Origin of the sequence: Thauera propionica, from assembly GCF_002245655.1 — a bacterium.
Lineage (GTDB): Bacteria > Pseudomonadota > Gammaproteobacteria > Burkholderiales > Rhodocyclaceae > Thauera > Thauera propionica.
In genome coordinates, this window is the sequence record NZ_NOIH01000039.1 from 1 (window position 1) to 20961 (window position 20961).

24 protein-coding genes and 2 pseudogenes are annotated in these 20961 nt (G+C 59.5%); 11 read left to right on the plus strand and 15 right to left on the minus strand.

What is annotated here, in order from left to right:
* Positions 1 to 453, plus strand: a 453-nt coding sequence (locus CGK74_RS17830; RefSeq protein WP_133091938.1) for an IS5 family transposase, incomplete at its 5' end; no start/stop codon positions are given.
* Positions 454 to 921: 468 nt separating this feature from the next.
* On the opposite strand, the gene CGK74_RS18870 is transcribed toward CGK74_RS17830, so the two are convergent.
* The 3 genes from CGK74_RS18870 to CGK74_RS17840 all read right to left on the minus strand — a co-directional run bounded on the left by CGK74_RS18870 (position 922) and on the right by CGK74_RS17840 (position 4454).
* A complete protein-coding gene (locus CGK74_RS18870; protein ID WP_133091940.1) occupies positions 922 to 1683 on the minus strand; it encodes a hypothetical protein in 762 nt (253 codons plus the stop codon).
* 237 nt (positions 1684 to 1920) lie between these two features.
* Positions 1921 to 2709, minus strand: coding sequence for a COG3904 family protein (locus tag CGK74_RS18875; protein ID WP_133091942.1), 789 nt, complete (start codon positions 2707 to 2709; stop codon positions 1921 to 1923).
* Between the two features lie 872 nt (positions 2710 to 3581).
* A complete protein-coding gene (locus CGK74_RS17840) occupies positions 3582 to 4454 on the minus strand; it encodes a hypothetical protein (RefSeq protein WP_094269729.1) in 873 nt (290 codons plus the stop codon).
* A gap of 60 nt (positions 4455 to 4514) precedes the next feature.
* On the opposite strand from CGK74_RS17840, the gene CGK74_RS17845 reads away from it, so the two are divergent.
* Positions 4515 to 5555, plus strand: coding sequence for an IS630 family transposase (locus tag CGK74_RS17845; protein ID WP_094269730.1), 1041 nt, complete (start codon positions 4515 to 4517; stop codon positions 5553 to 5555).
* A 116-nt stretch (positions 5556 to 5671) separates the two neighbouring features.
* On the opposite strand, the gene yidD is transcribed toward CGK74_RS17845, so the two are convergent.
* Positions 5672 to 5989, minus strand: a complete 318-nt coding sequence (gene yidD, locus CGK74_RS19540) for a membrane protein insertion efficiency factor YidD (protein WP_082794349.1) — start codon at positions 5987 to 5989, stop codon at positions 5672 to 5674.
* A gap of 89 nt (positions 5990 to 6078) precedes the next feature.
* The gene (locus CGK74_RS18880) at positions 6079 to 6366 is read right to left on the minus strand and encodes a hypothetical protein (RefSeq protein WP_133091947.1); all 288 of its coding nucleotides are present in this window, start codon (positions 6364 to 6366) and stop codon (positions 6079 to 6081) included.
* Between the two features lie 145 nt (positions 6367 to 6511).
* On the opposite strand from CGK74_RS18880, the pseudogene CGK74_RS17855 reads away from it, so the two are divergent.
* Positions 6512 to 7527 (plus strand): annotated as a pseudogene (locus tag CGK74_RS17855) (integron integrase).
* A 277-nt stretch (positions 7528 to 7804) separates the two neighbouring features.
* Here the strand turns inward: CGK74_RS17855 and CGK74_RS17865 are convergent.
* The 5 genes from CGK74_RS17865 to cadR form a co-directional block, all read right to left on the minus strand.
* On the minus strand, positions 7805 to 8848 hold the full coding sequence (locus CGK74_RS17865) for a DMT family transporter (RefSeq protein WP_094269732.1): 1044 nt from the start codon (positions 8846 to 8848) through the stop codon (positions 7805 to 7807).
* Between the two features lie 91 nt (positions 8849 to 8939).
* Positions 8940 to 9596: a DsbA family protein gene (locus CGK74_RS17870; protein ID WP_094269733.1), complete on the minus strand. Its 657-nt coding sequence runs from the start codon at positions 9594 to 9596 to the stop codon at positions 8940 to 8942.
* A complete protein-coding gene (locus CGK74_RS17875) occupies positions 9593 to 10018 on the minus strand; it encodes a disulfide bond formation protein B (protein ID WP_094269734.1) in 426 nt (141 codons plus the stop codon). Before CGK74_RS17875 ends, CGK74_RS17870 begins: the two co-directional genes overlap by 4 nt.
* 136 nt (positions 10019 to 10154) lie before the next feature.
* Positions 10155 to 10493 carry a DUF2946 family protein gene (locus CGK74_RS17880; protein WP_094269735.1) on the minus strand — a complete coding sequence of 113 codons (339 nt, stop codon included), beginning with the start codon at positions 10491 to 10493 and terminating at the stop codon, positions 10155 to 10157.
* A 76-nt stretch (positions 10494 to 10569) separates the two neighbouring features.
* Positions 10570 to 11004, minus strand: a complete 435-nt coding sequence (gene cadR / locus CGK74_RS17885) for a Cd(II)/Pb(II)-responsive transcriptional regulator (RefSeq protein WP_094269736.1) — start codon at positions 11002 to 11004, stop codon at positions 10570 to 10572.
* A gap of 109 nt (positions 11005 to 11113) precedes the next feature.
* On the opposite strand from cadR, the gene CGK74_RS17890 reads away from it, so the two are divergent.
* Genes CGK74_RS17890 through CGK74_RS17915 form a run of 6 tightly spaced genes read left to right on the plus strand, consistent with a single transcriptional unit; the run spans position 11114 to position 14399 of the window.
* On the plus strand, positions 11114 to 11743 hold the full coding sequence (locus CGK74_RS17890) for a cation efflux transmembrane domain-containing protein (RefSeq protein WP_094269737.1): 630 nt from the start codon (positions 11114 to 11116) through the stop codon (positions 11741 to 11743).
* A 49-nt stretch (positions 11744 to 11792) separates the two neighbouring features.
* Positions 11793 to 12452 (plus strand): ArsR/SmtB family transcription factor, encoded by a 660-nt coding sequence (locus tag CGK74_RS17895; protein WP_094269738.1) that lies wholly within the window; start codon positions 11793 to 11795, stop codon positions 12450 to 12452.
* Positions 12453 to 12500: 48 nt separating this feature from the next.
* The gene (locus tag CGK74_RS17900) at positions 12501 to 12941 is read left to right on the plus strand and encodes a hypothetical protein (RefSeq protein WP_094269739.1); all 441 of its coding nucleotides are present in this window, start codon (positions 12501 to 12503) and stop codon (positions 12939 to 12941) included.
* A 25-nt stretch (positions 12942 to 12966) separates the two neighbouring features.
* Positions 12967 to 13308, plus strand: a complete 342-nt coding sequence (locus CGK74_RS17905; RefSeq protein ID WP_094269740.1) for a DsrE/DsrF/TusD sulfur relay family protein — start codon at positions 12967 to 12969, stop codon at positions 13306 to 13308.
* Positions 13309 to 13354: 46 nt separating this feature from the next.
* Positions 13355 to 13807, plus strand: coding sequence for a rhodanese-like domain-containing protein (locus CGK74_RS17910; protein WP_094269741.1), 453 nt, complete (start codon positions 13355 to 13357; stop codon positions 13805 to 13807).
* Between the two features lie 7 nt (positions 13808 to 13814).
* A complete protein-coding gene (locus CGK74_RS17915; RefSeq protein WP_094269742.1) occupies positions 13815 to 14399 on the plus strand; it encodes a class I SAM-dependent methyltransferase in 585 nt (194 codons plus the stop codon).
* A 413-nt stretch (positions 14400 to 14812) separates the two neighbouring features.
* On the opposite strand, the gene CGK74_RS17920 is transcribed toward CGK74_RS17915, so the two are convergent.
* From CGK74_RS17920 to CGK74_RS17930, 3 genes and pseudogenes are all read right to left on the minus strand, one after another.
* Entirely contained in the window at positions 14813 to 15175 is a 363-nt protein-coding gene (locus tag CGK74_RS17920; protein WP_240498777.1) for a thermonuclease family protein, read from the minus strand.
* A gap of 59 nt (positions 15176 to 15234) precedes the next feature.
* Positions 15235 to 15501, minus strand: a complete 267-nt coding sequence (locus tag CGK74_RS17925) for a helix-turn-helix domain-containing protein (protein WP_240498778.1) — start codon at positions 15499 to 15501, stop codon at positions 15235 to 15237.
* 16 nt (positions 15502 to 15517) lie between these two features.
* Positions 15518 to 15745, minus strand: a pseudogene (locus CGK74_RS17930) (DUF4113 domain-containing protein); the annotation flags it as partial.
* Positions 15746 to 15961: 216 nt separating this feature from the next.
* Here CGK74_RS17930 and CGK74_RS17935 point away from each other — a divergent pair.
* Positions 15962 to 16210 carry a type II toxin-antitoxin system Phd/YefM family antitoxin gene (locus CGK74_RS17935; protein WP_094269746.1) on the plus strand — a complete coding sequence of 83 codons (249 nt, stop codon included), beginning with the start codon at positions 15962 to 15964 and terminating at the stop codon, positions 16208 to 16210.
* A 367-nt stretch (positions 16211 to 16577) separates the two neighbouring features.
* On the opposite strand, the gene CGK74_RS17940 is transcribed toward CGK74_RS17935, so the two are convergent.
* The gene (locus CGK74_RS17940; protein ID WP_133091951.1) at positions 16578 to 17054 is read right to left on the minus strand and encodes a helix-turn-helix domain-containing protein; all 477 of its coding nucleotides are present in this window, start codon (positions 17052 to 17054) and stop codon (positions 16578 to 16580) included.
* A gap of 189 nt (positions 17055 to 17243) precedes the next feature.
* On the opposite strand from CGK74_RS17940, the gene CGK74_RS18885 reads away from it, so the two are divergent.
* The gene (locus tag CGK74_RS18885; protein WP_133091952.1) at positions 17244 to 17645 is read left to right on the plus strand and encodes a hypothetical protein; all 402 of its coding nucleotides are present in this window, start codon (positions 17244 to 17246) and stop codon (positions 17643 to 17645) included.
* A gap of 90 nt (positions 17646 to 17735) precedes the next feature.
* Here the strand turns inward: CGK74_RS18885 and CGK74_RS17950 are convergent, their stop codons facing one another.
* Positions 17736 to 20936 (minus strand): DEAD/DEAH box helicase family protein, encoded by a 3201-nt coding sequence (locus tag CGK74_RS17950; RefSeq protein ID WP_240498780.1) that lies wholly within the window; start codon positions 20934 to 20936, stop codon positions 17736 to 17738.
* Positions 20937 to 20961: the final 25 nt, after the last annotated feature.

Genomic DNA, 20961 nt, shown 5'->3' on the forward strand with positions numbered 1-20961 from the left:
GCACGCCTCAGGCGCCCAAAAAAAGTAGGACCGCAGGCGTTGGGACGCTCGCGCGGAGGCCTGACGACCAAGTTGCACTTTGCCGTCGATGCCTTGGGCAAACCGCTGCGCATGATTCTGAGCGCAGAACAGGTCGCCGACATCGAGTGTGCGCACGATCTGATAGCCGATATGCCGTGCGCCAGCTTGGTTGCCGACAAAGGATACGATGCCAACGCCTTGGTCATGAGTATCGAAGCATCCGGTACCCAAGCAGTCATCCCGCCTCGATCCAACCGCATTGCCCCCAGGCACTACGACCGCTGCGCGTACCGCGCGCGAAATCTGATCGAGCGCTTCTTCAACCGTATCAAGCATTACCGTCGGATCGCCACACGCTACGACAAGCTCGCATGCAGCTACATGGCATTCGTGCGGATCGTTTGCGCGGTGATCTCATATCGTTATATGTGAACAGAACCTAGCGCCTTGCAATCCAGCGGGGCGTTGCGACGCCTATCTGTTTTAAGCTTCTAAATGGAGGTCTGCACACGAGCGGTCTCCAAATTGTGGTTGTGGGGCTAGACTTGCATTTTGCTATCTATCGCTGACTGGGTTCGACCCAATCTGGACCTTCACTGCTTCGGGGCTTCATCGGCAGATTTCTGATTGCTGCTGCCGTTCACGGCCTTGGCTGAACGCGAACTCCTCGGCCGGAGCTGCCGGTGGCTTGATGGCGTAACCAGGCAGCAATGTGCTGGTCACCTGCCGTTCGAGCGTCGGGAGACGGCGAACGGCGGCTTCTCCGTTCTGCCAACTGGTGCTACCGACCCTAAGCGGAAATAGCCAAAGATGGGAAGCGGACGGTCGGGAACGTTGTAAATCACTGGTCCAAGCAAGCGCAGCTTGCCCAAAGCCCAGTTGATGTTGAACGTCAAGAACCTACCATCGGCCTTGCCGAATTGACTGAAGCCACCTATCGGCGACTCGCCGCACAAACCGCTCCGCCTCCGCCCTGGTCATTGGGTTCGTGCTATTCATCTTCTGGGGATAAGCATGCCTTGCCCAGTCGCCGGTAACCGCCGGATTGTGAACAGCATCCTTGAAGCGATTGAACTGCTCCTTATCAATAGCAAAATCAGCATGAAATTTTTGCCTGTTGCTTGGATGCCCTTCGGCTAGTTCGTAGATCTTGTACAAATTTTCACCAGATGGATCCTCAACGCATAGCAATTCAATGATCTTCGCAGCTCTTGGGTCAAGAAAAGCAGGCTCAAGAAGTGCACGTTGGCGCTCGAGTAGCGATTGATATTGGCGCTCGTTCTGGTCTTCGTGCCACTTGGCTAACTCGTTGGGAGAGAGTCCTTTTGGCGGACAGATGGTCATAGTTGCGGTACCGCTAGTAATACGCATCGCACGCAACGCCCCCTCTGCAAAGGCATGGCGTCGCGGTGGTGTTGTGCCGTAGTCAATCACCGATCCAAGCGTGAATTCCAGATCAATCCTTGCGGGCCCTTTGAACGCTGCTTCTACATCCTTGGCCATCTCAAATGCATCCGCTGCCGTCGCGCAGGCATCTATGCCCGGAGACGAAAATGCTGGGTATTCGACTCCCCGTATCAGGTCGAATCCCAGCCCATTAAGAAGATCAGCTAGATTCCTACCATCCAAACTCGTTCTTATTACTTCAATTGCCCATTTCATTGTGAGTCCGTATTTATGGTGTCGTCGCTATCCATAAAGGCTCGCCTCGCCCCACTCTGCAACAGTACCGACATCACACCCGCAGCCTCAGCCTATCCACTATGAATCCAAATTTAGCAGCTAAGAACGAACGCCGTGCTGCAGGCATTTCCAAGTGCATCGGGCGATAACTCTCTGCAACCCATCTTTTACATGCAAAAAATGCAATTTATTCAGGCCTGATAGCATCAAAAGGAACTACTTACATTGTGACGGCTTATTTGTCGTAGCTGCGCAGCGCTCATGATCATTAAAGCCAGAGCGTAAAACACAGGGGAAGTAGCGATTATCCTCCCAGTCAACACACGCAGCGCCATCTCTTGCAATACGTTTTGCACGCTTCCACTCCGCATACGAGGCATCTTCACCAAGCAAGTTTAAGCGTGAAGCTTCTGCATGACCAATCCATTGCACTTCGCTCGAAGGTATCTGAATCATACGCTCAAGGAGCCCCGCACCTATTTTCATCTCGACGAAGTACCTACGATGGGCTTCGATAACTGCATCGTACGTTTTCTGAAAGTTCGAGTAACCGCCTGCGATGGCCTGCCGTGGGTCCGCAAAATACGGCCGGTGAAGACCCAATTTCGCGTCTTCTCGCGCATATCGCCATACACCGCCGGCCAGCACTAAAATGCATGCCGACGCGCAGACGCTGCGCTCATGGACAGCAGTAACCACTTGCGCTTGGCGAGCTAGCTTTCCGATGGTCATCGCAGTTGAAACGTCACCCCCTTCAGAATTCAGGAGAAGAGTTCGATGTTTTTCCCAATCAGTATCCGACTTCGCTGCTTTATCTAACGCGTTCTTGAATCGCACTTCGTCGCCTGGCGTTATAGGCCCTTCGAGTATGATTCGAGGCAGCCAGCTGTCAGGAATTATCCCCTCATATCCGGCAATTCGCTCGGGCGCCCCTCTGAAGAAAAAGATGTCTGCGCCGAGTGCGCTCGTACAAACAAAAATAAGACTAAGAGCGAGTGCTTTCATATACAAATTCGGATGAGTGAGGATTCAATCCAAGCAGGACCACGGGGCTCCAGAGGGTGTGACTATGGAACTGCCCCTGACAGGGCATAACGACTACCCGCAATCTAGCTGCATAGCGTACTCCATGTGAGCGTCTATGTTTGGATCTCTAGGCTGAAGGACAGCTCTTGGCCGGCCTGAGACTTTCGGCCCCTTCTGCGCGGGGACGCTGCGAACGGACTGCGACCGTCCCAACCCGACCCGATGCAGCCGTTCAGCTTTGAGGGAAGCTTTCGTTAACGTTCGAAAGGAGCGGACTCGCGCCGCATATTGCGCGAGATCCGCTCGATTGAGGGGTTGGGCGTCATTTCGTTCCCGGATGGACGTGCCGAAAGTCTTTGTGCGTGAGAGCAGTGCTTCTCGTTAGCGTCCGACGCAAGAGGTCGCGTCGAATTGCAAGCACAAGATCTCCGATCCGCTCAAGGCGCTCTTCATTCGGAAGCTGGGTTCCTTCAACCATGCCTTCCATTGCAAGGTTGGCTGCGCGAATGACCTCATCCCCACAGTACAAGAAGCACCGCTTGTACTCCTCCAAGAACTGCCTACGAACCTCCGGATCACTAGCGTGGCCGTAGAACCCGGTGAGTGTCCGAAGTAGCTCTCTGTAACGTTCCTCCTTCCGTAGGTACTCCTCCCAAGCGCGACGTCTTCGTTCATTGAGAAACCAAGCGGCAACCGCACCGACTAGCGGAATGAAGAACTTCAAAAAGTCGGCAGACAAGAACTCGATCATGCTTGTGTGCATGTGTTTGGTGACACCCAACGTGAAAGCTCAGCCGACGCCGAAAAGCGTAGCTTTTTGGCGGTCGGCTGGAGCGGCCTGTTAGCCATGCTCACACCACACATTTGCACGATTTGTTTCTCGTGTAGCGACGAATCGATTTGTTGTGATACTGCGCCAACCAGATGTATTTATCCCGAACGTGATCGGACGTTGCACTGGCATGCGCTCGCTCGATGTGACGCGCATGCTCACAGAACCATCTATCGACGTTTTCTCTGTAACCTGCCTCTTGAATGATTGCCTTCTGTTCTGAGCTGGCGGTGCGAAACGTCTCCAACTGCTCTCTGCTTGTCTGCCAACCGATGGACTCGGTGAAAATTCTGATGTAATCAAGATACCAAAAAGATACGCGCTTTCCTTTGACAGCAGCGCTATACCGTAAGAACGTCCTCTTAACGGGGTCAGAATCGCTGCTGTACCAGCTTCGGTTCTTGTGCTCTGAAAGGAATTTGTAGAGGTCAGGAGTTAGTGCAATAACTGGAACATTTGCGGAGCCCTCGGCTTTGTATGCCCTCGTAAGGCTCTCACTGACTAAAGTAGCCCCATCTTTGTACCACCAGCCCAGATCAAGTCCGCCTCGTATGAAGAGACCTTCTGCAGCACATTGCCCTTGGGCTAGAGCCATGCTCGATATCTCGCTCATAATCGGGTCGAACGTCCCTTCGATTTTTGTGATATCGGACTGCAGAGGAACGTTAACAATCACCGAATCTGAAAACGCCAACACAGTCGTGCTCGAAAGCTTGTGGCTCTCTTTAATGTAGTCCTCATTCGTCTTGTGATCGAACCGCTTTCTAATCAGCTTCACCGATGCAGCGACGCTGCGAATATCTTTCGTTGAGGCTGCCGATAGAACCCGGTCACCGAAGCCGAGAATATCGATGAATGCGGTGACGCCAAAGGTTAATTTGGAAGTTCCCATGAGATCTTTATCAAATGGCTATTAACCCGGCAATCAAATAGATTTTGATATAATTCGGGCATGAAAAAGATCGATGCCCGCAAGCTCCCGCCCGAAGCCCTGGAACACATTCGTCGCCAAGCATTTGTGCTGCGCAAGCAAGGCTACACCTGGACGCACATCGCTGAAGTGTGTGGGGTTCATGTCGGGACCGTTTTGAAATGGGCACGCCGCGCGCAGGCCGACGACCTCGACGCCGTGATCAAGGGCGGGCAACGTGGTCGGCGCCATGGCTCGGGACGAACTCTGACGCTGGTTCAAGAGGAGCAGCTGCGCTTGAAGATCATCGGCTCGAATCCCGCCCAGCTTCAGCTTGAGTTTGCGCTGTGGAATCGTCGCGCAGTGATGCTCGCCATCAAGCAGCTCTTTGGCATCGACATGCCCATTCGCACCGTCGGTGAGTACCTTCGGCGGTGGGGTTTCACGCCGCAGCGGCCGGTCAAGCGTGCGCTTGAGCAGGATCCGGCCCGGCTCAAGGCGTGGCTTGAGGACGAGTATCCGAAGATCGTTGCGCGCGCCAAGACTGAGGATGCCGAGATCTACTGGGGTGACGAGACCGCCATTCGCCAGGACTCGCACTGGGTGCGCGGCTACTCGATGGCGGGGCTGACGCCTGAGCTTCGACTGCCGGCCGGTCGCCATGGATCGACATCGATGATCTCGGCGATCACCAACCAGGGCTTGGTGCGTTTCTCGTTCTTCGAGGGCGCCATCGATGCCGAGCGCTTCATCGTGTTCTTGAAGGGCCTGATTCAGGATGCGCAGCGTAAAGTGTTCCTGATCGTCGACAACTTGCGCGTGCACCGCGCCAACCTTGTCCGCGAGTGGGTTGCCGAAAACACCGAGAAGATCGAGCTGTTTTACCTGCCGCCGTACGCGCCGGAACTCAATCCCGACGAGTATCTGAACCGGGATCTGAAAACGACGATACGCTCCGGGCCGATTGCCAGGACCGCCGCCGCACTTCTCGAGAAGGCGCGTACGTGCATGGAGCGCATTGCCGCGATGCCGGATCGTGTGCGGTCGTATTTCAGCCATGAGTACGTTCGCTATGCTCAGTAATTTAGCTATTTGATTGCCAGGTTAATAACGTGTAGGTGACCGGCCTCGCGCGGCCTTGTCGCGCGAGGTCCAGCGACCGAAGGGAGCGAGGTCGACCGGAAGGTTAGAGGTTTCGTTCACGACAACCATGAGAATAGAGAGCATCCAAGACACGCCCCCTCCGCGCAGTAATCGGCCTTTCTTCCGGATGCGTCCTTCCCAGACTTAGACTGGCGAATCTCTTCTGCGGCCTGGGCACACAAGACGAAACGACGTCGCATTTGCCGCCAACCAACAACGAGCCCATGTTGTTGGAAGGCGACCTTGGCATGAGCTGAACATGATTGGCCACCGTGGTGTACCCGGAAAGCACACACGAAGCCCTTGTGAGGAGAAATGAAGCGTTGATATGCCGTGATAAGTGAGGCAACGACAGTGGCGGCGCACGACGTCATTGATAACCTCTAACGTGCAAAGTAAATGGCGTGCCGCTTGCGGCACGTCCAAGCGCCTGCAAGGCGCGGTTTGACTGGGATGTTAGAGATCACAAGCCCCCGCTAACTGCAATGAGAACGAACGTCAAAACAGCAGCTGCCACCGGGGAAAGCAGTACCCGCTTTTTAACGATGCTGAATCTATGGCGCATGAAGTAAACCATTAGCACGAGTGCTAACCATGCGGGGAAACCCATAATCAGACCCATCGCAGACCCCATCAATAATTCGTGATGCAATGGGTCTGGTGGCTCAACTAACCATCGGGTCGTGAAGTAGCCAGTTACCCCAACTGCAAATACCCCCCATGCGAAGGCAATCCAGGTGAGCACGATCATGATCTCTAACTTTGTTTTAGGGCGACTGCCCTGCTGCGTAACATCGTTGCTGTTCCATAACATCACACATCGACCCACGGCGTAACGCGCTTGCCGCTTGAATGCCCGAGGCATAGACTGTACAAAACAACAGTCATAACGGGCCATGAAAACCAGCACTGCACCGTTACCACCGCTGCGTTCGCTCAAGGTTCTGGACCAGTTGCGTGAGCGAATACGCTACTTGCATTACAGCTTACGAACCGAACAGGCTTATGTCCACTGGGTTCGTGCCTTCATCCGTTTCCACGGTGTGCGTCACCCGGCAACCTTGGGCAGCAGCGAAGTCGAGGCATTCCTGTCCTGGCTGGCGAACGAGTGTAAGGTTTCGGCATCCACACATCGGCAGGCATTCGCAGCCTTGCTGTTCTTCTACGGCAAGGTGCTGTGCGCGGATCTGCCTTGGCTTCAGGAGATCGGAAGACCTCGGCCGTCGCGGCGCTTGCCGGTCGTGCTGACCCCGGATGAGGTGGTTCGCATCCTCGGTTTTCTGCAAGCGGAGCATCGTTTGTTCGCCCAGCTTCTGTATGGAACGGGCATGCGGATCAGCGAGGGTTTGCAACTGCAGGTCAAGGATCTGGATTTCGATCACGGCACGATCATCGTGCGGGAGGGCAAGGGCTCCAAGGATCGGGCATTGATGTTGCCCGATAGCTTGGCGCCCGGCCTGCGCGAGCAGCTGGCGCGTGCCCGGGCATGGTGGCTGAAGGACCAGGCCGAGGGCCGCAGCGGCGTTGCGCTTCCCGACGCCCTTGAGCGGAAGTATCCGCGCGCCGGGCATTCTTGGCCGTGGTTCTGGGTCTTTGCGCAGCACACGCATTCGACCGACCCACGGAGCGGTGTCGTGCGTCGCCATCATATGTATGACCTGACCTTTCAGCGCGCCTTCAAACGTGCCGTGGAAGAAGCAGGTGTCGCGAAGCCTGTGCTACACCGCATACCCTGCGCCACTCGTTCGCGACGGCCTTGCTCCGTAGCGGTTTCGACATTCGAACCGTGCAGGATCTGCTCGGCCATTCCGACGTCTCCACGACGATGATTTACACGCATGTGCTGAAAGTTGGCGGTGCCGGAGTGCGCTCACCGCTTGATGCGCTGCCGCCCCTCTCTAGTGAGAGGTAGGGCAGCGCAAGTCAATACTGGCGGATTCACTACCCCTGCGCGAAGGCCATCGGTGCCGCATCGAACGGCCGGTTGCGGAAAGTCCTCCCTGCGTCCGCTTGTGGCCGGACTGAGACTTTCTGCGCCTCCTGCGCGGGAACGCTGCCAACCGACTGCGACCGTCTCAACCCGAGCCGGAAGAGAGATTCTTAGTGCTACCGCTTTAGCGTCAGATCCCTGAGTCAAGCTGCCACCCGACACGCAGAAGTCGAGAGTGGCACTTTGGCGTTGCAGTGACTCAATGTGAATGCCGGTGATGAATGTCCGGAAAGTGTGGATGTTTGTGCACCATCGCCTCATGCCGGTGCCAATGTTCGTGGGGCTCCTCGCCGGTCCATCCGAAGGCATGCTCGTGCTGGTGGTGATCGTCGTGGACATGCCGATGACTGTGTTCCATAGGCTCGTGCACATGCTCGTGCTCGTGGTGCTCGGTGAGGTGCAGCCACACGCCCCAGACCATCAGGGCGGAAGCGAGCCAGAATGCCGGTGAGGTCGATTCACCGAGCAGCACAAGGGAAACGGCCGCGCCGATGAAGGGTGCCGTGGAAAAATAGGCGCCGGTGCGCGCCGTGCCCAGTCCGCGCAACGCCAGCACGAAGAGCACCAGGCTGATGCCGTAGCCCAGCAGGCCGACGGCCAGGGTCACGAGCAGGATCGGGCCAGTGGGCAGACTGGCGCCAAGTGCGAACGCCAGCCCTGCATTGACCGAGCCCGCCACCGCACCTTTCGCACCGGCGATGAACAGCGCATCCGAGGCGGCGACTCTCCGCGTCAGGTTGTTGTCGATGGCCCAGCACAGGCAGGCAGCAACGATGGCGAAGGGCCCGTACCAATCGCTCGTCCCCGCATGACGGCCCGACCAGGAGAGCACCACCCCGCCCGCCACGATGGCGAGCATGCCGATCACGATGCGGCGGTCGGCGTTTTCCTTGAAGACAACCCAGGCGATCACGGCGGTCAGCACCGCTTCGAGGTTGAGCAGCAGTGAAGCCGTCGAGCCGCTGGTGCGCATCAGGCCGAACATCAATGCGAGCGGCCCGAGTACGCCACCGAAGAAGATCGCGCCAAGCAACCAGGGCCATTCGCCCTCGCCGAGTCCCGAGGGGCGCCAGGAGCGGTCGCGGATCAGCCGTGCCACAGCCAGCCCGATTCCACTCCCGAGATACAGCAATCCCGCCAACAACCACGGCGACATCTCGCCGACGAGCAGTTTGGCGAACGGGGTACTCGCACCGAACAAGGCTGCCGCGAGCAGAGCGTGAATGACGTAGATGTTGTTCATGACCTCGCCAGATCCGGCAGGCCTCCCAAATAACGGGGCACGCTGAACGCGGTCGCATCCATTGTGCCCCCAGCGCTGTGCCAGCAGCCAGTTACGGGCGCGACGTGGCGACCTCCTCGGCCACCAGGCGTGCCAGTTGCTCAGGACCGAAGCTCGGCAGGCTGCGTCCATTGACCAAGAAGGTGGGGGTCTTGCTCACCTGCAGGGCGGTCAGGTCCTCGACGTCCTGCGCGATCACTGCCTGGATCTCGGGCGTCTCCATGTCCTGCCGGGCGCGCCCCATATCCAGGCCGACGCGCGCGGCCGCTTCGAAGGCGAGATCGAGATTGGGAGCCGCATGGTCCGCCCACTGCGGCTGCGCGGCCAGCAGCGCCTCGAGCACCGGGGTGTAGAGCCCTTGCTTGCGTGCCGCCTCCATCAGCTTCACCACTTGGTCCGAGCCGTGGTGGAAGGGCGCATAGCGCAGCGCGAGGCGGACCTTGCCCGGATGCTGGGCCATGATCTGCTTGACGAGCGGATAGAAGGCGCGGCACGTCTCGCAGGCGGGGTCGAAGAACTCGACGATGGTGACCGGCGCGTTCTGCGGCCCGATGATCGGGGTGTGCATCCGCACGAGGCGGCTTGCTTCCACGGCGACGCGCGTGTCCAGCTCGGCCTGCGTGCGATCACGGTAGGCATCCATGCCGAAGTAGAAGGCCAGTCCGAGGATCAGCAGCACGGCGAGTGTCAGCAGTTTTCGTGTGTTCATGTACGGGGCCTTATCAGATAGATCGTCAGGGCGGCGGCGATGGCGAAGAAGGCCGCCAGCGACAGCCATGGAATCTGGATGTCGCCAAGGATGACCAGGGCCTGCTGGCTGCACGAGGGGCCGGTGCCACAAGGCACCCACCACTGCGGCACCCAGCCGGCAATCAGCGCGCTGTGATAGGCCGCGAGGGCGAGGCCAGCCAGCGCGAACGGCATCGCATACACCGCGCCGCGCCGGTCCTCGGTGAACACGGCCATGCCCAGGATGATGGCAAGCGGGAACATTGCGATGCGCTGGTACCAGCACAGCACGCAGGGCGTCATACCCATCACCTCACCGATGAAGAGCGCGCCGAGCGTGGATATCAGGGCCACCGCCCAGGCGACCATCAGCCACCACCATTGGGTTCGTTTGTCTTGCATCGAGTCGGTCTCAAGGTTTGGCTCCCGGGCTACGGGAGGTGCGGCATCCCCAGGCGTGCAGAGAAGTCCGCAATGGAGCACGCCGCCGCGACAGCGCGGTGCGTGCTCGACGAGAGAAGCAAAGGGGGGCTGCCGCTCAGGCAGCGCGGCGCCACTTGGGGCGTTCAGGCTCGGCCACCGGTGCCGAAGCGAGGCTATCCTGCACGGTGTCGACGAGAACCTGGCCCGCTCCTGTCAGCGGCAGGCGGCCTGCATCCAGCAGCACCGCGCCCGCCAGGACCTGGCAGAAGGCGCAGTCGGTGTGAAGCCTGCCCTCCTTGCCGATATCGCCTTCATCCATCTGGCAGGCATGCGGAGGGTGGTCGCCATGGCTGGTCGCGAGTCCACTCGACTGAAGGCAATACGCCTCCACGCCCGCCGAGGCGAACTGGAGCGGTACGAGCAGCAGGAGCAGGATGGCAAACCAATGGCGCATGGACGGCGATTCTAACCGCAGGAAGGAGACAGACGCCGCCATCGCAACCATGAACGAACCTGCTCAGGCCTGTACATCACTGCGGACGCTCTGCGTGGCACACGCAGGCACCGCCCAGCGTCGGTGCTTCGAGCTCATGCAGGATGCCGCATTGTGCAGCACGATCCGGGGCGCCGCACTGGCTGCGCAGGGCAACGAGTTGGTCTTCGAGCGTGCGCAGGCTGTCGAGGCGTGCGCGGACCCGGGCGAGTTGAGTGTCGATGAGCGTGTTCACCTCTGCGCACTCGGCAGACGGATCGTCCACAAAGCGCAGCAGCCGCGCGACGTCGGCCAGGGCAATGTCCAGCGCCCGGCAGTGACGAATGAAGGCCAGGCGCTCGAGATGCATCCCCGCGTAGGCCCGATAGCCGTTGTGGCTGCGGGCAGGCGCGGGCAGCAGCCCGATCCGCTCGTAGTAGCGGATGGTCTCGACCTCGACGTGGGCCGCTTTGGCCAATTCACCGATCTTCATCACGGCTTCTCCGCATTGCGGCGTGTCGTCAGCATAGCCCGTTGACCCTGTAGCGGCTACAGGGTGTGTCATGCACGCCTGACCCTCTTCCCGCCAACAGGAGAATGCCATGTCTGGTTGTTGTTCCCATTCCGCCTGCGATGCCAGCGCGGCGAGCCCACGTTTCCGCCAGGCATTGTGGATCGCCTTGATCGTCAACGCGGCGATGTTCGTGGTCGAATTCGTCGCCGGCCTCGCTGCCGGCTCGGTCGCCCTATGGGCCGACGCCCTCGATTTCGCCGGCGACGCCGCCAACTACGCGCTGTCGCTGACCGTGCTGTCGTGGGGGTTGATGTGGCGGGCGCGCGCGGCCCTGCTCAAGGGTGTGGCGATGGCGCTGTTCGGCGCCGTCGTGATGGCGCGCGCCCTGTGGGCGTTCCAGCACGGCGTTTCGCCGGAGCCGCTGACCATGGGCGCCGTCGGGGTGCTCGCGCTGCTCGCCAATGCGGGGGTGGCGCTGATGCTCTATCGCTTCCGCGCGGGTGACGCGAACATGCGGTCGGTGTGGCTATGCAGCCGCAATGATGCCATCGGCAATCTCGCGGTCATCCTCGCGGCGGCAGGCGTCTTCGGTACCGGCAGCGCCGTGCCGGACCTCATCGTCGCACTGGTGATGTCGGGACTCGCGCTGTGGTCGGGATTGCTCATCATCGCCCACGCCCGACGCGACATGGCCGATTCGGAACAGGTTCACCCCTAAGACCAAGCGCACTATTTGCAAACATACGCACGCTTGTTAGAGTGTGCGTATGAAGAACAACATCACCAAATCCTCCCTTTACGAACACGTCGCCCGCATCGGCAAGGCGCTGTCCAGCCCGAAGCGGCTCGAGCTGATCGAACTGCTCGCCCAGGGCGAGAAGACGGTGGAGACGCTCGCCCAGCAGGCACGCATCGACATGCGGCTGGCGAGCGCCCACCTAAAGGCGCTGCGTGAGGCGCGCCTGGTGGAGAACCGCCGCGAGGGCAAATTCATCCATTACCGCCTGAGCGGACAGGACGTCGCCGAGTTGTGGCTCAACGTCCGCGACGTGGCCGAGGCGCATCTGCTGGAACTGCGCCTCGCGCTCGAACAGATGAGCGCTGCACCCGACCTGCTCAGCGCGGAGAGTCGCGATTCCCTGCTCGCGAAAGCGCGCAGCGGTGACATCGTGGTCATCGACGTACGGCCCGAATCCGAGTACGCGGCGGGTCACCTGCCCTTCGCGCGCTCGATACCGCTCGGCGAACTGGAAAAGCGCCTGGCCGAGCTGCCGGCCAGCAAGGAAGTGGTCGCCTATTGTCGCGGGCCCTTCTGCCTGATGTCCGACGAGGCAGTCGCCTTGCTGCGCAAGCGCGGCTTCAACGCCCACAAGATCACCGACGGCGTCATCGAATGGCAGGCGGGCGGGCTGCCTGTCGAGCGCTGATCCATTCAACCTCCACCACAACAAACGACACAAGCGAGGAGACATCGCATGAGAAGTATCGGATTCACCCTGCTGGGCGCCCTGTTCAGCCTGTCGGCAGTCGCGGCCGACGTATCGATGGCCGTATCCGGCGCCCAGACCGCCGCCGGCCAGAAGGTGCTGACCTTCATCGCCAAGGATCCGCCCGGGCAGCGCTGCAACGGCAACCTGCAGGTGGCGGCCGAGATCGCCAACACCTACCGCGTGCCCATCCAGTTGCTGCCCTCCAGCCTGGCGCAGGGACTGCCCGCGCCGGCCGTGTTCTACGGCAACCAGCTGATCGTCGCCGACGGCAAGGAACACAACGGCGCGGCCAGCTACCAGATCGTCGCCGACGTGCTCGATCTGGAAGGCGTCGCGAAGCAGGACAAGTCCGGCCTGCTGTTCCAGGACACCGTGCGCAGTGACTTCGACGCCCTGAAGGCCACCATCAAGTCGGGCGGCAAGTAATCCCATCGATTGGCGGGAGTCAATCATGAACACGCTTTTCATCCTCAACGACGGCCCCTACGGTACCGTGCGCAGCTACAACGGCCTGCGTCTGGCACGTGCACTGGGCAAACTTCACGGCGAGACCGTGCGCGTTTTCCTGATGGGGGATGCGGTGGCCTGTGCCAAGGTCGGGCAGAAGGTGCCCGAGGGCTACTACAACGCCGGCGACATGGTGGGCATGGTCGGGGGCGAGGTGGCCCTGTGCGGCACCTGCATGGACGCGCGCGGCCTCGGTGACGGTGAGCTGGTCGACAACGCCCGCCGCAGCACACTGAAGGAACTGGCGGAATGGACGGCCGCCGCCGACAAGGTGCTGGTGTTCTGATCGTTCCCACACATGACAAGCAGACGAACACACGGAGACAAACCACATGCCCTTCAAGCTGATCGGCGCGACCGCCGTAGCCCTGGCCATCATCGCCTCACCCGCTATCGCTAACGCGCAGGCCGTCGACGAGATGGCCGGCTACCTGGATTTCGTCGAGTACGGCGGCGGCGTCATCTTCGCCGAGCAGATTCCGCCTGAGGACTGGCCGCGTTTTCACGTGATCGATGCGCGCGATGCGGGCCAGTTCGCCAGGGAGCACCTCCCCGGCGCAGTCAATCTGGAATGGCGCCGCGTGCTTGCCGAGCGCGACAGCATCCCGCGCGACAAGCCGGTGCTGATCTACTGCAACACCGGCAGCCTGTCGGCCCAGGCCGGCTTCGCGTTGCGCGTCGCCGGCTACGAGAACGTGCGCATTCTGCAGGGCGGATTCGAGGAGTGGAAGGCCAAAGGCGGTTTCGACGCGGCGAGCAAGGCGACGGGCCAGGCCAAGCACTGAGGCGTTCATGAAAGGGCGCGAGAGCGGCATGCCGGACGAGGCCTATTGGGCCTCGTTCTTTGATCCTCACACTGTGCTGGATCGGCTCCGGTTGCCGCAAAACAGCAGCTGTAATGTGCTCGAGTTTGGCTGCGGCTACGGCACGTTCACCTTGCCAGCGGCAAGCCGCACGCGTGGCAGGGTGACTGCGCTCGATATCGAGCCGGAGATGGTCAGCCTTGTCGCGCAACGAGCACAAGCCGCAGGACTGGTGAATGTCCATGCCGAGGTGCGCGACTTCGTCGAGCACGGTACGGGTGTGTCAGCTGGTTCGCAGGGGCACGTCATGGTCTTCAACCTGCTGCACATCGAAGACCCGCTGGCCCTGCTGCGCGAAACCCACCGCACCCTTCAACCCGGCGGCACGCTGTCGGTGATTCACTGGCGCAGCGACATCGAAACACCACGTGGGCCGCCACTGGCTATCCGACCCCGACCGGAACAATGTGCAAGCTGGTTGACTTGGTCTGGATTCGGTCCAGTCGTTCAAGTGGAGCTCGCAGCCGCTGCACCGTATCACTTCGGGATTCTGGCAACGCGTGCAGCAGACTGAATTCCATTACGAAGCTCTTCGACGCTGAGCAGCCTTTGATCGAGGCCGTTCCAGCTTCGTACGCGACATGAACTTCGCGAAGGCACGGGCCGCGTCGTTCGCACACCAGGAAGCTTTCGGAGCTCACCGGTCGCTCGCATGACGGCCCTGCTGACACAAGGTATGGCAGCAGTTGGCCGAGGCTGTGTAAAAACGTGAGAAGCCGGCAAGTCAGTTGAGAGATTTCCCACTAAGGGCCTCTTTTTCTCGCATGAAAGACGAGGATGCCCCACTGCAGCCAACCACTTTTCGCCTTTGCGACCATTTCTCCCCACTACGGCAAGCCGTGCGCGCGTTTTTACACAGTCTCGGCCGAATGCTGTCTGCCACTGTAGCCTAAGATCAGGCAAGGACCTTGCCGAAGAAAACCGATGTCATGAGCCCCTTCGCCAGTCCCATGGCGCTACAGGGGCTCTCTCTACCCAGAGCCCGCGTCCGGCGCTTCGGGCCTCGTCCTGCAGACGGTACAGCGTCTCGTCCGTTGCGTAGCGGTCGTAGACCCAGGCCAGGCCGCGGCGCACTTGTGCGGCGTTCGCATCTACGCCAGCGCAGGTGACGCGACCAACGATACGCTTGTACCGATCCACGTCGATGACCCGCACCTCCGCACGCTTCTCGTGGCAAAGCTCACCGAGCGACTGCCGGGAACGGGTACCGAAGGGTTGACGCTTCTCCGGGGCGTCGATCTCCGCCAGTCGAACCTTGACCTGCTGGAAGTCCTCGTTCAGAACAGTCAACGTATCACCATCAGCGACCGCCACTACGAGGCCAACGAGGAATGCTGCGACCCCCGCCACTACGCTGCCTCGCCGGCGGCGGTCTTTGTCCTCTTCTTCGGATGGCCGAACTGGCGGAACTCGTCAAAGATCGCTGCAGCCTTAGCATCCGTAGCAAGCGCGATATTCAGTAGGACCTGGACGGGGTCAGGGATCTCGCGCCCCGACTCGTAACGACTCCCGCCGCTCTGGGTCGTCTGGAAGTGCGCCCAGAACTCGGTCTGGTTCAACCCGAGCGTGCGGCGAAGCGCACGAACTTCCTCGCCGGTATAGATTTTCAGCTTCACCGCATTTCCCCAATTCTCAAAATGCATACTCTATGCCCAAAGGCTGATCGAGGCATCTTGCTCCAACCACGAGGTGGTGCGGGCTAGCGCGCGGCAATGCACCGTCCCGAACACGAGGAAGTTCGCACTGCCATCTAGCCAAGACCGCCGGAAGTTCGCTCCACTTGGTCGTATAATTCGGCGACAACCTGTTCCGACGCATCTGCCGCGGCCGCGCGATCCCCTCGGCAGCGAACTGCAGCGTCCTGCTCCCATAGGCTCATACAGGAGCCGCGCCGGTTTGTACTGCAAGGCCACCACCGGGCGCCGGGCGCCCGCTGCGTGGCCATCACTAGCGGCCGGGTCGTGGGCATGGCAGACGGTGCAGGCAAGCATGCAAGGCGAGGAGAAACGCCAAAGCCTTGCCTGACCGTCAAGGGACACCTAATCTGGCGCAACTTGATTGCCTCGGAGAGGACCGATGCCACCCGTCACTGTGCTTCAAGCGAAATCCATACTGTCTCGGCTAGTACGAGCAGTGGAGGAAGGAAGCGAACGCGAAATCATCATCACGCGTAACGGCCGTCCTGTAGCGCGGCTCGTGCCTTTCGAAGCGCCTTCAGCAGAACCACGGCTGGGTATCGCCAAGGGAGTCTTCACGGTGCCCGAGGACCTCAACGCCAGAAATGCTGAGTTGGCAGCGCTATTTCAGGGGAAGGCCGACTCCTGAACCGCGTGGCTCGCCGTGAATACCTCCCTATTCTGCTAGGAAAATTCTCCAATCTTTTAAGCCCCGTCCCTGACCGCGAACTGCGAAGTCCTGACAGGCAGAGCAGTTCTCGGTCCATACCTCGACCTATCACGTGGCGTCGGGGTGATAATTCGCGGTCGGCAGGCAGCCGTAATAGGCATGCTTCGCTTCATTCGTCAGCACAATACAGCCGTCCGTATGTATTCGCCGGCCGCCCCGTCATAAAGTTGGACTTCAGTGACTATTTTGTGCTGTTCTGGTCCCAGAAAGGCACAAAAAAGATAAAGATCACGCGGCTGCGAAAAGCTCCCCCGATACCGGGGGAGCAGAGATCACGTTAGCACTCTCACGTATCGCGTGATGCCAGCCAACTCCAGCGCTCCCTTCTTGACACGAGTTCGCCGGGGCCGACCATTGCCTCATACATGCCTAACACGAGCGACAGCATCCGCGCATCTGCCGCCATCAACAACTCCTTCGTAACCCCCGCTTCAAGCGCAAACGTCGATTCTGCGATGAATGCCGCTCGACGCTCCAACGACAAAAACTCATCGTCGTAACTACACGTCTCGAAATCCGCGGGCATCAGCCTTTCTGCAAGTACGAAACAGACAACCGGCGGCAGATACAAGAAACCAGCGACACGTCGAATCAAATCATCGCTCGCTTGAGTAAATGACTTGTCACCACCGAGTAGCTGCGACAGGTACGGTTGGCTGACACGCAACCGTTCCGCCAGTTCAGTCACGGAGACCCCTTCGCTACTCATCCGTTCCTTGATGCGGGTAGTAAGTCCGCTACTTTTAAGCGTATTCCTTTTCATTTTGGCCTTCCACGTTCAGGGCACATGCCCTTACTCGTATAGCCAAAAGACTCAAGTCGGATGAAACCTATTGCCGGGAGCAATAATCGCCACTCACTAGCAATGCTTTTTCAAGTGCACTTGTTTTCAGCTAGAGTGCGCGACACACCTTAGCCACCTGTGAAACTGCCTGTTCTTGCTGACGCGATCATGTCCTCAGAAAAAATCCACCGAACGTTAAGAAAATCTTTCGCCACCTTGTCCAACAACGACGACTGGCACACCCCTCTCAAGGGAGCACTGCTTCTAGCGCAGGCCAACACAGAATCAGAAAGGACACTTGGCCTCGTAAAGATGATGCTGGCGCATCTACAGCAGTTCGACGAGTGCTGCCACACGCTCGAAACCGACATCGAAGTTCCAGACGGAATAAACCCTGAAATTTTTCTCAAAGCACTCAAGGAGGAGATGATCGACGACGAAGTTCAGTGCTCCGCAACAAAAGAATCTATCTACGTCACGGCTACGATTAGAGGCTCCCTTGAATGCGCTCAAGCACTTTTTGATTCCAAGACAAGGTCGGCGATGCGATTAGCACGGCTAAGACTTTAAAATACCGCTGCCACGATTTACTCGACCAGCAAAAGTCTCCAGCGCGTCGCCCCACGAGATCTCCATTGGCTTTGAGCGCCTGCAAAAGGCTCAGACCAGCACTGCGAACAGTTTCTTCAGGTAGGCGCTGGGACCGTCTTCCATGAACAACACGTTGCGGCTTTCCAACTCGGCCTTCTTTGCCGGATCGCCCACGTTGAGCAGGTCGGCGAACTTCGTCGGCGAGAGCACGAAGGCATTCAAGACCAGCGGCGCTTCGCCCGCCTTGGCCTGCCCCGCCAGCGTCGTTTCCAGAGTCTTCACTTCCTTGTATAGCCCCAGCTTGGGGTGCGACAGGTCGAGATTGCGCAACCCCTTAGGGTCGACAAAGGTCAGCCACTGCTTACCGCTGGCATCGTCCACCAGCCACAGCAGGAAGTCCGGATAGAAGCTGCCCGCCAACGCGAAGCCCAGGCCTTTCTCTTCCCGATCCGCATTGCGCAGCAGGTACAGACTGCGCGGGCCAATGACTTCCTTGCCTTCGCTGGAGTGGTAGAACGCTTCGAGGTCACGGACAAAGGTCACTTCGCTCGGCGCGCCAAGGCCCAAAGGCTTTAGCTTCAAAGGAACGAGATCTTTGTCCCCATCCTGCTCGAAGCTGAACAACGGGTAAAACAAGTGCCGGTCGAAGCTGATGGCCACCATGTGTGGTGCGTTCCATTTGCTCGCATCACCGATCTTGCCTTCCGCCACGAGCTTCTTCAGAACTTCTAGCTTCGCCTGATACTCGAGGCCGTCGTCGCTGTTCTCGATCTCGAACTGGTATAGCTTGAGCATCGACCCGTGATCTTCATCGATGTGGGTGATGTCGTAGAACTGGCCTTCGTAGCCCGTCTTCAGGGCCTTGTAGAAGCGGTCGGTGTAGTCCGTCAGCAATCGAAGCAGGATGTCTTCCTGCTTGCGGATGTCGGCGAAGGTCGTCACGTTCAGTTCCGCCGCCGGGATGAACAGCGTGTACCAATCCTGCGCGCCCGCGCAGAAGTCGATCAGCTTCTGCCGTTCCAACCGAAGGTTGCTCCAGCTGCGCTGCAACTTGTAATCCTGCAACGCCAGATAGATGCGATCCCAATTGAAAGCCGTGAATAGCGTCTGATTCAGCTTGCCCTTGTTGCGGGCTTCCGCCGTAGGTGCTGTTGTGCCCTTGTCCTTGCTGGAAAGCGCTTCGACACGCGGGTACAGGTCAAGCACCACGTGGGGCGGCTTGATCTTGCCCTGGAACTGCGCGGGAATCTCGTACAGCCACGGGAAGTGCGTGCGCTTGAACCCGAGTTTCTGGTTGTCCTTGTAGCCATCCTTCAGCGCCAAGGTCTTGAGTTTGCCTTTGGGTAGGTTGGCCCGTGTTGGGAAGTCCAGCTCCAGCACTTCGTCACTGGGCGTGATGCCTTCCTCGCGAAGGTAGTCTTTGAACGCGGCCATGTAGCTGGCGCGCACGCCGAAGATGTTCAAGGCCTCCAGCTTGTCCAGATGCACGCCCTTGGGTCGGTCCTGCGGCAAGGTGCGCTTGAGCGAGAAGCCCTTGCCCTTGAGGCGCACCCCGCGTCCGAACAACTGGATGATCTGCGAGCCTTCACCCTGGCCCATGTTCAGCAGACCCATCGTGGACACGCGCCAACTGCTCCAGCCTTCCGTGAATTTGCGCGAGCCGATCAGCACGTTGAGGCGGCTGTCCTTGTTGTTCAGCGTGCCGAACAGCGCGCCGCCGAAGTCGTCGCGTTCGCTATCGAAGGCCTCCACGTCCTCCGCCATCCCGAAGAAGCCCGCATCGTCGCCGATGTTGATGAGGCCGAAGGGCTCTGCATCGCCCACGCGCAACGCCAGCTCACCCTTGCTGCTCTTGATGTTGACCAGTTTCAATCGCTGGCGGGCCGAGGCATTGAACACTCGCAGCAGGATGTCGGCGTACAGATCATCCACGCGACCGCCGAAGTCCATCAGGGGCGTGAAACGCCCGCTGAAGATGTTGTTGCCCTTGGCGTCCAAAATCTGCGCCTTGTCCGCAATCAGCTCGGCCAGCCAAATCTTGATCTGAGCCTCGTTGTTCAGGAACCAAGCAAGAAACTGAACAACTGCCAATACGTCGGAGAGGCTGGCCAAATCATCTTCGGTGAGCTTCTGTTTCTTTTTATCGTCTGAACCAGTTACCGAGTGGCCCACGAACACCCACAGCGGCTTCTCGATGTTGAAGTCGGCAAGCGCCGAACGGTGGGTGCTCCACAGCCAAAGCTGCTGGTAGTAGGCCAGCAGGCAGGCGGTGAAATACTTGCGCGCGTTGTCCGCCTGCTCGTAGGCCTCGCCATTCATGTTGAGGATCAGCGACTCTTTGCCGTAGCCGTCCTCATAGAAGAATTTGTACGAGTAATCGAACAGGATGCACTTGGCGTAAATCTCGCGCGTAGCGGTGATGCGCGCGCGGCGCTTGTCCTCGGCGGTCAGCGCGAGTTGCGCCTTTTGTCCGTCGTCCAGGCTGCGCAGACTGGTGGTGTTGAACAGCATCTTGGCGCGCTTTTTCTGGATGTCTTCTTCCGCCGCCGCCACGGTCATGCCCTTGGCCACTGCCTGCCCGAAGGTGGCCGAGTACTCGAAGGCAAAACCGCCTCGCACCAGCGCATCGCGCCGCGCCATCCACGCACCCGCCGCCGTGCCCGTACCACGGTGGCCTTCGTCCACCAGCACCAGGTTGTTGCCCTCGAAGGCATCCACGGCGACGGTCTTGTCCCCCATCTCATCGCCCAGCTTGTTGATGTCGATGATTTCGATAGTGCCGCGCGCGGGTGACTGGGCCTTGTTGAAGAACTGCGAGAACCCGAAGCCGGACAGGTGCAACTCATCCAGATGCTGACGGCTCAACCCTTCGTTGGGCGTGAGCAGGATGATCTTGCTCGGGTAGTGATCGCTGCGCCCCGCCTGGAAGTAGTGCAGGTACTGGCGGATGTTGACGTGCAGCAGCAGGGTCTTGCCGCTGCCGGTGGCATTCCAGAAGGCGATCTTGTTTAGGTCGTCCGCCTCGAAATCGCGGAACGGCTCCGCGCCCGTCTCTGCGCGGTAGCGAACCATTTCCTCGTTCAGGCCATCGAGCAAGTCCTGACGGTGGTTGAAGTACCAGTCCAGATACAGCTCGGTGAACAGCAGAGAGAGATACTGGAAGTACTTCATCTGCAGTTCGTGGCCTTCCAGCTTGTTGCGCTGGGCGGTGATGGCCTGCCAGTGGGCTACGACGTTCAAGTCGTAGCGCCGCAGGTCGGCCTCGGGCACCTTGTTGGGATCGAACAAGCCTCGG

Bases quoted from the DNA above. Each gene is read 5' to 3' on its own strand.
- CGK74_RS18870 (WP_133091940.1), bottom strand. From the start codon at position 1,683: ATGAAATGGGCAATTGAAGTAATAAGAACGAGTTTGGATGGTAGGAAT.
- CGK74_RS18875 (WP_133091942.1), bottom strand. From the start codon at position 2,709: ATGAAAGCACTCGCTCTTAGTCTTATTTTTGTTTGTACGAGCGCACTC.
- CGK74_RS17840 (WP_094269729.1), bottom strand. From the start codon at position 4,454: ATGGGAACTTCCAAATTAACCTTTGGCGTCACCGCATTCATCGATATT.
- CGK74_RS17845 (WP_094269730.1), top strand. From the start codon at position 4,515: ATGAAAAAGATCGATGCCCGCAAGCTCCCGCCCGAAGCCCTGGAACAC.
- yidD (WP_082794349.1), bottom strand. From the start codon at position 5,989: ATGACGTCGTGCGCCGCCACTGTCGTTGCCTCACTTATCACGGCATAT.
- CGK74_RS18880 (WP_133091947.1), bottom strand. From the start codon at position 6,366: ATGATCGTGCTCACCTGGATTGCCTTCGCATGGGGGGTATTTGCAGTT.
- CGK74_RS17865 (WP_094269732.1), bottom strand. From the start codon at position 8,848: ATGAACAACATCTACGTCATTCACGCTCTGCTCGCGGCAGCCTTGTTC.
- CGK74_RS17870 (WP_094269733.1), bottom strand. From the start codon at position 9,596: ATGAACACACGAAAACTGCTGACACTCGCCGTGCTGCTGATCCTCGGA.
- CGK74_RS17875 (WP_094269734.1), bottom strand. From the start codon at position 10,018: ATGCAAGACAAACGAACCCAATGGTGGTGGCTGATGGTCGCCTGGGCG.
- CGK74_RS17880 (WP_094269735.1), bottom strand. From the start codon at position 10,493: ATGCGCCATTGGTTTGCCATCCTGCTCCTGCTGCTCGTACCGCTCCAG.
- cadR (WP_094269736.1), bottom strand. From the start codon at position 11,004: ATGAAGATCGGTGAATTGGCCAAAGCGGCCCACGTCGAGGTCGAGACC.
- CGK74_RS17890 (WP_094269737.1), top strand. From the start codon at position 11,114: ATGTCTGGTTGTTGTTCCCATTCCGCCTGCGATGCCAGCGCGGCGAGC.
- CGK74_RS17895 (WP_094269738.1), top strand. From the start codon at position 11,793: ATGAAGAACAACATCACCAAATCCTCCCTTTACGAACACGTCGCCCGC.
- CGK74_RS17900 (WP_094269739.1), top strand. From the start codon at position 12,501: ATGAGAAGTATCGGATTCACCCTGCTGGGCGCCCTGTTCAGCCTGTCG.
- CGK74_RS17905 (WP_094269740.1), top strand. From the start codon at position 12,967: ATGAACACGCTTTTCATCCTCAACGACGGCCCCTACGGTACCGTGCGC.
- CGK74_RS17910 (WP_094269741.1), top strand. From the start codon at position 13,355: ATGCCCTTCAAGCTGATCGGCGCGACCGCCGTAGCCCTGGCCATCATC.
- CGK74_RS17915 (WP_094269742.1), top strand. From the start codon at position 13,815: ATGAAAGGGCGCGAGAGCGGCATGCCGGACGAGGCCTATTGGGCCTCG.
- CGK74_RS17935 (WP_094269746.1), top strand. From the start codon at position 15,962: ATGCCACCCGTCACTGTGCTTCAAGCGAAATCCATACTGTCTCGGCTA.
- CGK74_RS17940 (WP_133091951.1), bottom strand. From the start codon at position 17,054: ATGAAAAGGAATACGCTTAAAAGTAGCGGACTTACTACCCGCATCAAG.
- CGK74_RS18885 (WP_133091952.1), top strand. From the start codon at position 17,244: ATGTCCTCAGAAAAAATCCACCGAACGTTAAGAAAATCTTTCGCCACC.